This window comes from Paraburkholderia fynbosensis (genome assembly GCF_902859935.1).
Lineage (GTDB): Bacteria > Pseudomonadota > Gammaproteobacteria > Burkholderiales > Burkholderiaceae > Paraburkholderia > Paraburkholderia fynbosensis.
In genome coordinates this window covers 33,616-47,283 of sequence record NZ_CADIKI010000025.1, presented here as the reverse complement: position 1 = coordinate 47,283, position 13,668 = coordinate 33,616, and the positions used below count along the sequence as shown (strand labels likewise).

12 protein-coding genes and 1 tRNA gene are annotated in these 13,668 nt (G+C 61.1%); 6 read left to right on the top strand and 7 right to left on the bottom strand.

Annotated features, from left to right (window positions below; all coding sequences use genetic code 11):
* Positions 1-142 precede the first annotated feature (142 nt).
* Together HV770_RS31750 and HV770_RS31745 are read left to right on the top strand one after the other, a co-directional pair.
* Positions 143-230, top strand: a tRNA-Ile gene (locus HV770_RS31750).
* A gap of 1,746 nt (positions 231-1,976) precedes the next feature.
* On the top strand, positions 1,977-3,119 hold the full coding sequence (locus tag HV770_RS31745) for a porin (protein ID WP_175165460.1): 1,143 nt from the start codon (positions 1,977-1,979) through the stop codon (positions 3,117-3,119).
* A 115-nt stretch (positions 3,120-3,234) separates the two neighbouring features.
* Here HV770_RS31745 and HV770_RS31740 read toward each other — a convergent pair whose 3' ends face one another.
* Positions 3,235-4,374, bottom strand: coding sequence for a porin (locus HV770_RS31740; protein WP_175165459.1), 1,140 nt, complete (start codon positions 4,372-4,374; stop codon positions 3,235-3,237).
* Positions 4,375-4,557: 183 nt separating this feature from the next.
* Between HV770_RS31740 and HV770_RS31735 the strand changes: the two genes are divergently transcribed.
* Positions 4,558-5,004 carry a transposase gene (locus tag HV770_RS31735; RefSeq protein WP_343048357.1) on the top strand — a complete coding sequence of 149 codons (447 nt, stop codon included), beginning with the start codon at positions 4,558-4,560 and terminating at the stop codon, positions 5,002-5,004.
* Between the two features lie 113 nt (positions 5,005-5,117).
* Here the strand turns inward: HV770_RS31735 and HV770_RS31730 are convergent, their stop codons facing one another.
* A complete protein-coding gene (locus HV770_RS31730; RefSeq protein WP_175165457.1) occupies positions 5,118-5,864 on the bottom strand; it encodes a Crp/Fnr family transcriptional regulator in 747 nt (248 codons plus the stop codon).
* A gap of 159 nt (positions 5,865-6,023) precedes the next feature.
* On the opposite strand from HV770_RS31730, the gene HV770_RS31725 reads away from it, so the two are divergent.
* Entirely contained in the window at positions 6,024-7,655 is a 1,632-nt protein-coding gene (locus tag HV770_RS31725) for an acyl-CoA synthetase (protein WP_175165456.1), read from the top strand.
* 126 nt (positions 7,656-7,781) lie between these two features.
* On the opposite strand, the gene HV770_RS31720 is transcribed toward HV770_RS31725, so the two are convergent.
* From HV770_RS31720 to HV770_RS31710, 3 genes are all read right to left on the bottom strand, one after another.
* Positions 7,782-8,006, bottom strand: coding sequence for a hypothetical protein (locus tag HV770_RS31720; protein WP_121320306.1), 225 nt, complete (start codon positions 8,004-8,006; stop codon positions 7,782-7,784).
* A gap of 292 nt (positions 8,007-8,298) precedes the next feature.
* Positions 8,299-8,502, bottom strand: a complete 204-nt coding sequence (locus HV770_RS31715; protein WP_121320308.1) for a cold-shock protein — start codon at positions 8,500-8,502, stop codon at positions 8,299-8,301.
* Positions 8,503-8,810: 308 nt separating this feature from the next.
* Entirely contained in the window at positions 8,811-9,446 is a 636-nt protein-coding gene (locus tag HV770_RS31710; RefSeq protein WP_175165455.1) for a LysE family translocator, read from the bottom strand.
* A gap of 475 nt (positions 9,447-9,921) precedes the next feature.
* Here HV770_RS31710 and HV770_RS31705 point away from each other — a divergent pair, with 475 nt between their 5' ends.
* Positions 9,922-10,998: a serine hydrolase gene (locus HV770_RS31705; protein WP_425497511.1), complete on the top strand. Its 1,077-nt coding sequence runs from the start codon at positions 9,922-9,924 to the stop codon at positions 10,996-10,998.
* Positions 10,999-11,170: 172 nt separating this feature from the next.
* Here HV770_RS31705 and pcaG read toward each other — a convergent pair whose 3' ends face one another.
* Together pcaG and pcaH are read right to left on the bottom strand one after the other, a co-directional pair.
* Positions 11,171-11,758, bottom strand: coding sequence for a protocatechuate 3,4-dioxygenase subunit alpha (gene pcaG / locus HV770_RS31700; protein ID WP_175165453.1), 588 nt, complete (start codon positions 11,756-11,758; stop codon positions 11,171-11,173).
* Positions 11,759-11,761: 3 nt separating this feature from the next.
* Positions 11,762-12,466, bottom strand: a complete 705-nt coding sequence (gene pcaH, locus HV770_RS31695) for a protocatechuate 3,4-dioxygenase subunit beta (RefSeq protein ID WP_121320318.1) — start codon at positions 12,464-12,466, stop codon at positions 11,762-11,764.
* Positions 12,467-12,574: 108 nt separating this feature from the next.
* Here pcaH and pcaQ point away from each other — a divergent pair, with 108 nt between their 5' ends.
* A complete protein-coding gene (pcaQ, locus tag HV770_RS31690) occupies positions 12,575-13,564 on the top strand; it encodes a pca operon transcription factor PcaQ (RefSeq protein WP_175165452.1) in 990 nt (329 codons plus the stop codon).
* The last annotated feature ends 104 nt before the right edge of the window (positions 13,565-13,668 follow it).

Genomic DNA, 13,668 nt, shown 5'->3' with positions numbered 1-13,668 from the left:
TGTTGGAGGCGGAAAATGTTGCGCTTGAAGGGGCTTCCCGGTTGTTTCGCTCAGGCGAAGCGGTTGCGGAGGCCCCTTTTTCGTGTAGTATGTCGGCCAACCAGCGAATGGGCCCGGCCTTCAAGACCGGGTCTTTTTTCTTGGGCTGGACGCCGTGTTGGTTGCAGGCAGTGGACTCATAATCCACCGGAGAAATCCCACCGTGGGTTCGAATCCCACCCGGCCCACCAAAGCTTGAAGAAAGGGTTCCGAGTTTTTCGGAACCCTTTTTGTTTGGCACGAAACGAAATGATTGAAGCGCTTTGGCGATTGAAGCTTGCGCCGCGTTACTGATTCCATTTGACGGATTTCGAACCGGATCTCGCAGCTGCGCAGAGAAGGGTGGTCGTCATTCGGCTTGGTGAATTGCAAAAGCGCTTTCACCTTCGTCTCGTGTGTTCAAAGAGGTTTGATTAACGGGCAAAACCTAGGCCCGATCAATACCGCCTCTTCTCTCAGCACACGCCATTAAAAACGACTCGGATTAACCTCTGGTTTGCGGTTAATCCACACGGTTGCTTCGGCGCTCCTTTCTTCCGTTGGCGGCTGACCGCACAGACGACAGGCGATGCTCCGGCAATGTCGCCGTAAACGTTCCGAATTTCGGTCGCGGGAATGGCACGTCGCTTGCTGGAAGCCGGCTTCCAAGCAATATCAATAAACGAGAATCATCATGCGATCCAACCATACCGCTACAGATCTGGTCCCGGCCCGACCACGATTAGCCATGCCACTCGACGATGCCGGGCACAACGCGCCGCGACGACACGTCAGCGCGTACGCGCGCGTTACCTTTTGCTTCGCCTGGATGTTTGGATTGGAACCGTTCCTCGCGGGACCGGCTGACCTGGAGTCGCGCTCGAAGAGGGTGGACCGCCATTAACCCTCTCCAGCACACGCGTTCGTCGTAGATGTGCGAATCATCGTTGCGGTTGGGCGTTGAAACTTCGTTGCCAGCCGAAGCAGTTTCTACAGATCGCGTCGACGAGCGCGGGATTGTCCGCGCCGAGCGAGAGGAGCCGCAAGCCAACGGGCTGTTCGGGCGCCGTGGGAAACGTCGGCTGTACGTTCTAATTCGTTGGGAATTAGGGAAACTCCGCGTGAAAAAGGGACCGGCCTGTCCGTTAAAAGACTAAGGACGTCAGATGTTCGCCGTCCGCTTTCAGTACGGCTGTGTCACGCGGCGGTCGGCGCCGCAGTTCACCTCCGGGCAACGCCGTGCTGAAGGCATCCTTCTGATATGCATGCGCTTCGGCGGAAGACCCGCCTACGACGCAAGAGCGTAGGAACGACGTAGCGAGAACCGATGAACCGCCTGAGGGCGCTTTTTTTTCCATTTCATCGACAGCGGACGCACGCAGGCTCTGGCAGCGTTTGCACTATTCTCGAACGAAACGATTCATGCAAACTGATGAAATGAATCATCGTCAATCAATAAACGGCTAATTGATTAGCCCGAAGATGACAGCATTAACTCCATTAAGTTCCCCATCTTCCGAAATAAATTTACAGCCGTCGCCGAATTCCGCTTTGCGTAATTGCCTTATTTTCAGGCACTCCCGAGTTTGAATCAGTAATCGTTCCGACCCGATTACGTCACACGTATTAAAACGTGTTGCATATGCACAACTTCGAATATTGAGAGGTTGCAAATAACTTCTGGCCAGAGCAGCCGCTCGGCACCGCATATATTGCGATAAACGCATGTAAAACAACGACTTAATGCCCTTGCTGCCGGCATTGTTGCGAATTCTGAAAAATCCTGTTGCGTAAATTGCCTGCGCCGCTACTAGGGTGTCCCCCTACACTCACGCTTCGTTTGAAGGGTGCCCGGCTGATCTAAACAGTTCGGCCAAAAGGGCGGCAGCACAGGCGATGCATGCGCTGCCGAGGCAGGTCCCGCTCCCCGCGTAAATTTATCGAACTTGGAGTCCCACATGAAAAAGAGTCTCATCGTCGTTGCGGTCGCCGCATCGTTCGCATCCGTCGCTCACGCACAAAGCAGCGTGACCCTGTATGGTCTGTTGGACGCGGGCCTGACGTACACCAGCAACGTTGACCACAACTCCAAGTGGGCAGCCGGCAGCGGCGGCATCAACCAGAGCATGTTCGGTCTGCGTGGTTCGGAAGACCTGGGCAACGGTCTGAAGGCAATCTTCACGTTGGAAAGCGGCTTCAACGTCAACAACGGCCGTTTCGCTAACAACAACGGCATGTTCAACCGTCAGGCATTCGTCGGCCTGTCGAGCGCGCAATTTGGTACGGTTACCCTGGGCCGTCAATACGACGCAGCTCAAGACTACCTGGCACCGCTGACCGCAACGGGCAGCTGGGGCGGCACGTACTTCGCGCACCCGTTCAACAACGACAACCTGAACACGAACGGCGGCCTGTCGGTCAACAACTCGATCAAGTACTCGAGCGCTAACTACGCTGGCTTCACGTTCGGCGGCACGTACGGCTTCTCGAACCAGGCTGGCCAGTTCGCGAACAACCGCCAGTACAGCATCGGTGCTGCATACCAGTGGCAAGGCCTGCACCTGGGCGCTGCCTACGCACAGCAGAACAACCCGGCTAACAACACCACCGGTGCTTCGGACGGCGTTGTGGCGAACACGGCAGGCCCGATCGACGGTCAGTTCCGTCAACGTCAATTCGGCGCAGCTGCTTCGTACGCATTCGGTCCGGCAACGGTCGGTGCTGCATTCACGCAGTCGCGTATCGACAACCTCGTTGGTGCAGCAGCTGGCCAGCGTCAAGGTCGTTCGAACAACTACGAAGTCAACGCCAAGTACAACGTGACCCCGGCTCTGGGCCTGGGCGTTGCATACACGTTCACCGACGCACGTGGCTACGGCGAAAACGCTGACGGCAACGACATGAAGACCCGTTACCACCAGATCGGCCTGCAGGCTGACTACTCGCTGTCGCGTCGCACGGACGTCTACGCTCAAGCCGTGTACCAGCACGCAATGGGCGACGGCGGTGTCGCTTCGATTTACAGCGGCGACAACACGGTTCCGACGTCGTCGTCGAAGAACCAGACGGCTGCGACCGTCGGTCTGCGTCACCGCTTCTAAGCTTCAGCAGAAGCTGGTTGTAGTACAGAAAGGTGCCGTTCGCGGCACCTTTTTTTATGCGCGCGGCAATTCGAATGCGCGCGCCTCGCGGGGTCGTTGCGACCCCGCCGCCTCTTTAGAAAATCGTGCGCAGACCGAGTGCAACGCCGGTCTGATTGCTGCGACCCGGCAGTTCGACCGAGGCGGCACCCGACACCTTGTCGAAATCGACCGTGCCATACACCTCGGTGCGCTTTGACAACGCGTATTCAGCCAGCGCGACGAAGGTATAGCGATAGCCGCTACCCACTTCACCATTGCCGATCGCCGCATTGGACATGTGGTCGTAGTAGGCCGCGCCGGTCAGCGTGAGCGCGGGCGTGGCCTGCCACGTGACGCCGGCGAACGGGCCATTGTCGACCCGACCCGATCCCTTGACGATATCGACGCCCGGCACGAGCGTCTGCTGCGCGAGCGCGCTGTCGACGAAACCCGTGTCGTCCTTCGAATGCAGATAACCGACGTACACCTTCGTGGAGCTGAACGCATAGACCGCGTTTGCGTTGAAGATGGTCTGCTTGTGATTACTGTTGTCGCTGTTCTGTTGCACGCCGGCCGCGACGCTCAAGGGCCCGGCCACATACGACAACGTGAAGCCGTACATATTGCCCGCGCCGAGATGCCCCGGTATCTGACCCGAGAAGCCGTCCTCGCCGGTCGATTCCGAGTTGGTGCCGAACGAGTACATCGCGGCCAGGGTCAGTCCTTTGTATGTGCCGGTGTATTTGACGGCGTTGTCCGCGTAGAGTCCCGCGCCGAGCGCGCCCGGCAGCCACGAGTTTTCGGCGTAGTTGCCGACCGTGAGCGGGTCATAGGTATCGCCGAGCAGGTCGAACAGAGGGGTTTTCTGACGGCCGAACGTCACCGTGCCGTACGGGCTGCTCAGGCCCACGTACGCATTGCGGTTGAAGATCCGCAGGCTGTCCGAGGCGGAGCCGTCCTGCAGATTGATGCCGCTTTCCAGATCGAAGATCGCCTTCAGGCCGCTGCCGAGATCCTCCGAGCCGCGCAGACCCCAGCGGCTATTGGTAATCGCGCCGTTGGTCATGTACAGGCGGCTGTCGTTCTTTGCGTTGGAGTTCGTCAGATACCGCACGCTGACATCGGCGACGCCGTACAGCGTGATCGAACTTTGCGCCATGGCCTGTTCGGACGTCACGGCGAGGGCAGCCCCGCCCACGAGTGCGGCGGTCTTGAGGAGTCTTATTTGTCTCACTGGAATTCCTGCATATGCGGTTATGGATTTTTCATCAAAACGCGGCGCGCGCAGACAGGCTGGGCGCCGGGCGCGCCGATGATAGACCACGCCTCGTGCCGCGCCATTGGCCCTTTGACGCAATAACGTATTGTCTTTTTTGGTGATTGCGCCGGCGCATTTGACAAGAATTGACTTTCGCGAATGCGGGCTTCGGTTAATCTCAAAATGACAGATCAAGTAGACCCCATTTTCGCGCCGGCGCCGGCAAGTGGACTGTCTGCGCGCGTTGACACTATGAATACATTCCTTCCAGATCCACCGGTTCATTGGCCGGCCTTTCAGGAGTTGACTGATGAGCAGTGGCAGCGTATCGCGCCCCTGCTGCCTGAAATGGTGGATCGCGGACCTCGGCGCGGACGTCCGAGCATAGATATCCGCCGGGTGCTGAATAGTGTGATGTGGGTGCTGCATACGCGAGAGCCGTGGAGCGCGATGCCCGAGGCTTATGTGCCATATCAGACCGCGCATCGCTATTACCTGCGCTGGAAGAAGGCGGGCGTGCTGAATGCCGTGGCGCTTGCGCTGTTCGAGACCGATGCGATTCCGGAGCGGCGCGTCGCACGCAAGAGCGACACCGACCTCAGCTAGATCGTCCAGGATCGCGCATTCGCTGCGTGGCGATAAGCAGAAGCCGTCATATGGGCAACCCGTGACGGCTTTTTTGTCGGCCGCGCGACGAGCGCGCCCATGTGATGCTGCCGCTAGATCTGCTCCCGGCCGAACGCGCTCAGGCGTTCGAGGTCGAGCACGTCGATCTGGTTATATGAGAGGCGCAGTATTTTCAGCCGTTCGAGGTTTTGCAACGCCTGATTGATCCGCTGGCGCGACACGCCCGCCAGCAGGCCGACCTCTTCCTGCGAAATGGGGAGCGTGCGGCCCGTATCGGGATACAGGTCCGGGTTGAACAACTGCGCGAGCGATTGCGCGACGCGCGCATCCACATCGAGCAAGCGACTATTCTGAATCGATGCGATGAATTCGCCCATGCGGTTGTTCAGTTGGCGGATCACGAAGCCGGTGAACGGCAGGCTCGACTCCAGCAGCGCATGGAACGTCGCGGAGGGCACGAACATGACGAGCGAAGGCTGGATCGCGGCCACGTCGTATTTGCGCAATTCCCGCTTGATCACGCTGCCTTCGCCGAACCAGCCGCCGGGCGGCACGCCGGACAGCGTGCAACTGCGCCCCGAGGCGTTGTAGATGGCGAGCTTGATCAGGCCGGCATGCACGCCGATCCAGTAGTCCGACGGCTCCTGGCGGCGCGCGATCCACGCTCCGCTGTCCAGATGCTCGGCGTGCGCAGTGGCGAGGACCATCGCCTGATGCTCGCTGGCGAGTGCCCGAAACCACGCGCAGCTGGCGAACAACCCCGCCAGATCGGCACGCGCCACCCGCTCCGGCCGGTGCGGGCGGGCGTCTGCGAGGGCGGTGAGCGGGGCGTCGTTCATATGCGGGTTAAGCGCGTCGGTGGCAAAAGTCGGTTCGGATAAGCCAACGGGCGCACTACTCTGTCATTTGGATGACAGACAGTTCACCATGGCACTTGCTAGGCTAGCTCATCAATCAGAATAATCGGCGGCGCGGTCCGCGCCTCAGGAGACGACGCAATGAAGCACATGTTCGAAGAAGGTCTCGAGCAGCGCGAGGCCAACTATGTCCCGCTGACGCCCATCGATTTCATCGTGCGCGCAGCGGAAGTCTACGGTGAGCGGCTCGCGGTCGTCCATGGGGAGATTCGCCGCACGTGGCGCGAGACTTACGAGCGCGCGCGGCGTCTGGCCAGCGCGCTGCAGCAGGCCGGCATCGAACGCGGCGATACGGTCGCCGTGTTGCTGCCCAACATCCCACCGATGGTGGAAGCGCACTTCGGCGTGCCGATGGCGGGCGCTGTGCTCAACACGCTCAATACGCGGCTCGATGTGTCGTCGCTATTGTTCATGCTGCGCCACGGCGAGGCCCGGGCGTTGATCGTCGACACGGAGTACGGCGAGTTCGCGCGCCGTGCGGCGCTGGAATTCCCTGCGTTGCGAGTGATCAGTGTCGCCGACGCGATGCCCGCCGATGCAGCGCAATTCGTCCGCGCGACAGACTACGAAACGTTCCTGCAGGCCGGCGACCCAGCTTTCGCCTGGACCCAGCCGGCCGACGAATGGGACGCCATCGCGCTGAACTACACGTCGGGCACGACCGGCGATCCGAAGGGCGTGGTCTACCACCACCGCGGCGCGTACCTGAATGCGCTCAGCAATATTCTCGAATGGGACATGCCGAAGCACGCGGTCTACCTGTGGACCTTGCCCATGTTCCACTGCAACGGCTGGTGTTTTCCATGGACCGTCGCCGCGCGGGCGGGGGTCAACGTCTGCTTGCGCAAAATCGACGCGAAGACGGTGTTCGACCTGATTCGCCGCGAAGGCATCAGCCACTACTGCGGCGCGCCGATCGTGCAGAGCGCGCTTGCGAATGCGCCGGCCGAATGGCGTGAGGGAATTACGCATCGCGTCTCGACGATGGTGGCGGGCGCGGCGCCCGCGCCCGCGGTGATCGCGAAGATGAAGGAGATCGGCTTCGACCTGACGCATGTGTACGGGCTGACCGAAACCTATGGGCCCGCCGCAGTCTGCGCGAAACAACAAGCGTGGGACACGCTCGACGACAGCGCCCGCGCCGAGCTGAATGCGCGGCAGGGCGTGCGCTATCACCTGCAGGCCGCGGTGACCGTGCTCGATCCCGACACGCTCGCGCCGGTTCCCGACGACGGCGAAACGCTCGGCGAGATCATGTTTCGCGGCAACATCTGCATGAAGGGGTATCTGAAGAACGAACGCGCGACCGAAGCGACCTTCCGCGGCGGCTGGTTCCATACCGGCGATCTCGGCGTGCGGATGCCCGACGGTTATATCCGCATTCGCGACCGCAGCAAGGACATCATCATTTCAGGCGGCGAGAACATCTCGAGCATCGAGGTCGAGGACACGCTGTATCGTCATCCGGCGGTATCGGTCGCCGCCGTGGTGGCGATGGCCGATCCTAAGTGGGGGGAGGTGCCGTGCGCGTTCGTCGAACTGAAGGAAGGCGCTCAGGCGACCGAAGAAGAGATCATCGCGCACTGCCGATTGTTTCTGGCCGGCTACAAGTTGCCGAAAGCAGTGCGCTTCGGCGAATTGCCGAAGACGTCAACGGGAAAAATCCAGAAGTTCGAACTGCGTGCGCGGGTCAAAGCGGAGCGCGGCGAATAGCGCGCTGTTTGAGCAACGTGCCGAAGGGCGCGCCGACCGTTACCGGGGCTACAGACACTAAGAGCGCTGGATCGCGCCCGCAAGACATGCACTTTCAGCATGTCATCGTGAAGCGTAGCCGTGCGCTCAACCGCGCGTGTCGACCCAATGATGTGCCCAGCGTGCCGAGTGCTGCAGAGCCTGTTCTTCGCTCGTGAAGTAGTCGAGAGAATAGAACTGGTAGCGCCCGTCGGTACGTGCGCTTTCGGCGCGTTCGAGCAACAGGTTGGAAGAAAAACTGCCGTCGGGCAAACGATGCGCCGAGGGTTGGACGGCATAGCCGTTGTAATGATGAAGATGTTTGCTTTGCATTTTATATTTTAATGATGTCGATTGCGCGCCGGCCGTACGAACCCGTGATACGAGTTACGCGGACGAGCTGATTCAAGCCATTGCGAGCCGAATCCTGACGCAGTCGGGGTGCGAAAAAATAGGCGTTGAAGCCGGAGGGGAGAATGAGGTGCAACGAGGCGTTTGGCGCTTAGGCAAGCTGCTCGAAAACGAATGCAGCTAAAAAGCGATCGCGCCAACTGTGGGAGACAAACGCTCCGCGAGGATGTCGCTGCAGCCCGATGTCCGTTGCCGGACACCGAGCCCTTCAAACTTACAGCGGCTTGATGTTAGCCGCTTGCAGACCCTTCGGGCCTTGCTTCGTTTCGAAGCTCACTTTCTGATTTTCAGCAAGCGTCTTGAAGCCGTCGCTGCGAATTTCCGAGAAATGCGCGAACAGGTCGTCGCCGCCCTTGTCCGGGGTGATGAAGCCAAAGCCTTTGCTGTCGTTGAACCACTTAACGATACCGGTATCCATGAAGAATCCTTGAGGAAAAAAATTGAAGAATTTGCTCTGATGAAGAGCGCGTGAAGCGTCAAGGAGGGAGAGGACAACGAATACCGCTGAGGGAGCGAGACATTGATGAACAGCAATCGAACTTCTTGAACTTCGGGTGCAACAATAACCGCGCAGGTGGTCAGCGTCAACACATAACTTGTAACTGTTTTGCGAGGCGCGGTAAAACGCTATCACGTGGCGGCTGCCGGTAGAGCCCCCGGTTGCACGCATGCGGCGCCCATCAACGCGGCATGCCGTTCGGGGAGCTCGAATGGGCGGCGGCGCTCTCAGATGCCCACTTTGTGCGCATTCAGAATCAGGCGCAATCCCAGCGCGGCCACCGCGGTTGCCGCAATGCGATCGATCCAGGCCTTCCATTGCAGATAGATCTCGCGCGGCCGTTTGCTCGAAAAACACAACGCGACGATCGTGTACCAGCCGGCCTCGATCGTGAAGATTGCCGGCGGCAGCGCGAAGTAGCACCACAGCGGCGGATGCTGCGGAAGCAGCGCCGCGAAGATACTGCCGTAATAGACGGCCGTTTTCGGATTGCTCAGTTGCGTGCTCAAGCCGATCCAGAAAGATTTACGCGGATTGCCGGAGACGGCTTGCGCCGCATTGAACGCGAGCGGCTTGGCCGCGCCGCGCCAGATTTTCGACGCGAGATAGATCAGGTAGACGCCCCCGGCCACCTTCAGGCCGACGTAAAGCCATTCGACCGTGGCCAGCAACGTGTAGAGGCCGAGCAATGCGATGCCGCTGAAAAACACGCCACCCATGCCCATGCCGAGCGCCGTCGCGAGACCGTCGCCGCGCGACAGCCCGATCGCATTGCGAGCGACGATGACGAAGCTCGGTCCCGGGCTCATGGCGCCTAGCAGCAGCGCGGCGAGAATGGTGAGGATGGCGGTTGAGGCGGGCATTGTCGTGTCTCCTGCGCGGGGTGTTAATTGATGAAACATAGCAGACACCGCGCGCTTTGTTCCTGAATAGACAGTTATTGCAGCGTCCGTGGAACGGCACGGCGATAAACCGGACTGGCTGGCACGCGCGATTTACACTGGACAGAACATCGATCACTTCCGCTGTTAACCGAATCTTTTGCCATACGCAAGTCGTCTGGTCATCGGGCAGGGTACGCCTTGGCCGTTGATCGCATGGGCGATTAGCCTTAACATCGGGCGGGTCGTTGCCGACTCCGTGACCATTCCATTCGGGCTCACGCGGCACAGAACTGGAAGCTCCATGCCGTACGGTCGTCGAATTTCTTCATCTGCATTCCCCTCTCATTGTTTCCTTGCGTGTCTGCGCTACGGCGTGCTGTTCGCTCTGCTGTGGCTGACTATCGGCTGGTCGTTCGGTGCGGCCTCTGACGCGACAAGGCATTCCGCCGCTCGCATGAACCGGCAAGTTGCGCCGTCCGTGCCGCACAGGTCCAAGGCGAAAGCCCGAAGCTCGGGCAAAGCGCAAAAGCCCTCCACCGGCAAGGGCCGGCGTCGCATCGCGCGCAAGCGCAAGCAGGCGACGAGGGCCGGGCAGCCGGTGCACATCGGCAAGCTCACCGCCAAACCTCGCCGCCAGGCCGCTCGCAATACGAAGGGGATTCGCCACGCGAAGCGCGCCGTGGCGCCAGCGGCGCGGCACAGCGCCCGGCATCCGTCGGCGTCGCGCGCGTCAGCGCAGGCCGGGCCGAAGCTCCTCGCTCGCTGCGGCTATACGCCCCGATCGCGCGCATTGCTTCGCGCGCGAGCCGTCTACGTCGTCGACGAACGAACGCATACCGTGCTCACCGAAAAGCAGGCCGACCAGGTCATGCCGATTGCTTCGGTATCCAAACTGATGACCGCAGTCGTCTCGCTCGATGCAAAGCATGCACTGAGCAAGCCGCTCAACGTCACGGTGCAGGATCAGGATTTCGACAAGTTCACGGGCTCGCGCCTGCGCGTCGGTTCGAAACTGTCGCGCCACGACATGCTGCACATCGCGCTGATGTCGTCGGAGAACCGGGCGGCGGCCGCACTCAGCCGCGACTATGCGGGTGGCCGGCCAGGCTTTGTCGCCGCGATGAACGCGAAGGCCCGTGCGCTCGGCATGTGGCACACGTCGTTCGTGAATGGGACGGGCTTGTCGCCGCAGAATGTCTCGACCGCGCGGGACTTGTCGCGGCTGGTCGAGGCGGCCAGCCGATATCCGCTGATCCGCGCGTATTCGACCGATCGCGCGCAAATCGTTTTTCCCGGCGGCGGCCGGACACAACTGAGTTATCACAACTCCAATGCGTTGGTCAGAGGCGGCGACAGTTCCATCGTCTTGCAGAAGACCGGCTTCATCAACGAGGCGGGACACTGCGTGGTCGTGCGAATGATGGTGCATGGCCGGCCCGTCGACATCGTCGTGCTGGGCGCGCCCGGCGCGCACGACCACATCGCCGACGTGATCAGAATCGGCCACTGGCTGCGCTGCTCACTGCACTGAGCCGTTTGCCGGCCTACGCAGAACAAAAAAAGCCCGCGCAAGGCGGGCTTAACTACTTGGAGGTTCGCGATCGAGTCGCTAGACGGATCACGTTCAGCGTAGGTGGAAGCTATCTGAAAGTGTTAAATGTGCGCTTCACAGGCTGCCTCACAGGCCGCCGCCACAGCTCACTTCATAGGTCGAAAAACACCGTTTCCTTGTCGCCCTGCATGTGAATGTCGAAGCGGTACACGTTCGCCGTATTCGGCTCGCGACGCGCGATCAGCGTGTCGCGCCGATCCGCCGGAACCGTGGCCAGCACTGCATCGCGCTCGTTCGCCTGCGCTTCGTCCTCGAAATAGATACGCGTGAACGTGTGCAGCAGCATGCCGCGCATCGTCAGGATCACATTCACGTGCGGCGCTTCATCGGGACTCGCGCGGCCCGGCTTCACCGTTTCCACGAAAAAGCGCTTGTGCAGGTCCGTACCGGTGCCGACGCGCGCAAAGCCGCGAAAGCCGGTCTTCTGGATTTCCTCACGCGACTCCGGATAGTGGCCGTTCGAGTCCACTTGCGACATCTCGACCATCGCATCGCCGACCACCTTGCCGTCACCGTCGAACACCTGACCGATGATCGTGATGTGCTCGCCGGCCGCTTCGCGGTCGGCCAGAACGTGCGTGAACAGGCTTTTGAAATCGAAGTCGTATTGCTGCGGGCAAAGACCGTAGGCGAAATAAGGTCCAACGGTTTGCGAAGGCGTTTGCTTCAGCGTGGTCATGGCTTAGCGCTCCATCGGGGTTTCATTCGGGCCGCGCAGCACGATGTCGAAATCGTAGCCGAGTGCATAGGCCTCTTGCGTCGTGTCGAGCGAGAAGCTCGAGATCATGCGTTCGCGGGCGTGCTCCGGCGTGCCCTGATAAATCGGGTCGAAGGCCAGCAGCGGGTCGCCGGGGAAGTACATCTGCGTGACGAGGCGCGAGCCGAAGTGCTCGCCGAACAGCGAGAAGTGGATATGCTGGGGGCGCCATGCATTCGGATGATTGCCCCACGGATACGCGCCCGGCTTGATCGTCAGGAAGCGGTAGCGGCCTTCGTTGTCGGTAATGCAGCGGCCTGAGCCGAGGAAGTTCGGGTCGAGCGGCGCGTCGTGCTGATCGGCCTTGTGCACATAACGGCCGGCTGCGTTGGCTTGCCAGATTTCGACCAGCGTATTGCGCACGGGGCGGCCGCTTTCGTCGAGCACCCGGCCTGTCACGATGATGCGCTCGCCGAGCGGTTCGCCATTGCGCACCGCGTTGCGCGTCAGATCGTGATCGAGCGCGCCGAGGTCATCAGTACCGTAGACCGGCACGCGCTGGTCGCGCAGCCGTTCCTTCAGCGGAATCAACTGACGCGTCGGGCCGCGCTTGGTCGACGAACCGTAGTTGGAATAGATGTACTGGGGGTGGGACGCGAAATCGCGTGGAGTAAGAAAGGAATCTTCCATGAGTGTCTCCTTCGAGGAATTGTGGGATCCGACGTTATGGAGGGACTTTATCCAACCCGAGCGGTTATGCAAAATGACGTTTTCGCTCTTTTCGTATAACCTTACGTTATGCAACGCAGTCTCGCGGATAGCCGCGTCAAATTCCGTCATCTGCAGTGTTTTCTGGCCGTCGCCCAGTTCGGCAGCGTCCAGCGGGCCGCCGACAGCCTGTCGATCACCCAGCCCGCGGTCTCCAAAACGGTCGCCGAGCTCGAAGCCATTCTCGGCGTGAAGCTGTTCGAGCGCGGCCGCCATGGCGCCGTGCCGACCCGCGAGGGGCAACTCTTCATGCCGCACGCGAGCGCGTGCGTGAGCGCGTTGCGTCAGGGCGTCGACCTGCTGGCGCGCGCCGAAGGCGCCGCGGCGGCGACGCTGGAAATCGGCATTCTGCCCACCGTCGCGGCAGCGCTGATTCCGCCGGTCCTGAAACGGTTCGCGGCGCTGTGGCCGCGCGTGATCGTGCGTCTGGCCAACGGTGCGAACCCGGAATTGCTCGAGCGCCTGAAAGCGGGCACGATCGAATTTGCCATCGGCCGCCTCGCCGATCCCGAGCGCATGGTCGGCCTCAGCTTCGAGCAGTTGTTCACCGAGCCGCTGGTGGCGGTGGTGCGGGCCGGGCATCCGCTGGCGCTCGGTCCCGGTTTGCCGGCGACGTCGCTGGAGGATTTTCCGGTGGTGCTGCCGCCGTTCGGCACGCTGATACGGCAATCGGCGGATAGCCTGCTGAACGCGTGGGGCGTGCAGCCGCTGTCGGCGTTCGTCGAAGTGCTGTCGGTCTCGACGGGCCGCGCGTTGACGCTCGAGAATGACGCCGTGTGGTTCGTGCCACTGAGCGCGGTGGAGTACGAGTTGGCGCATGGCGTGCTGGTGCGCTTGCCGCTGCCGTTCGCGGGCACCGGCGAGCCGGTCGGCTTGATCCGGCGCTCGGACACGCAGCCGTCGCCGGTGGCACGGGCGTTTATCGACGCGGTGCGCGAAGTCGCGCAACAGCGGATGGCGGCGACCGCTTCAGATAAACCCGTGCGCAAACGTAGACGAAGCAAGGCATCGGCGGCTTGATACGAAACGGCACGATCGCGTGCGGTTGGGTCGATTGGCCGGAGCAGTGAAAAGAGGGCAAACGGCGCGGTGCAAGGGGCCCCTATGAACCGTTCAGTACAAAA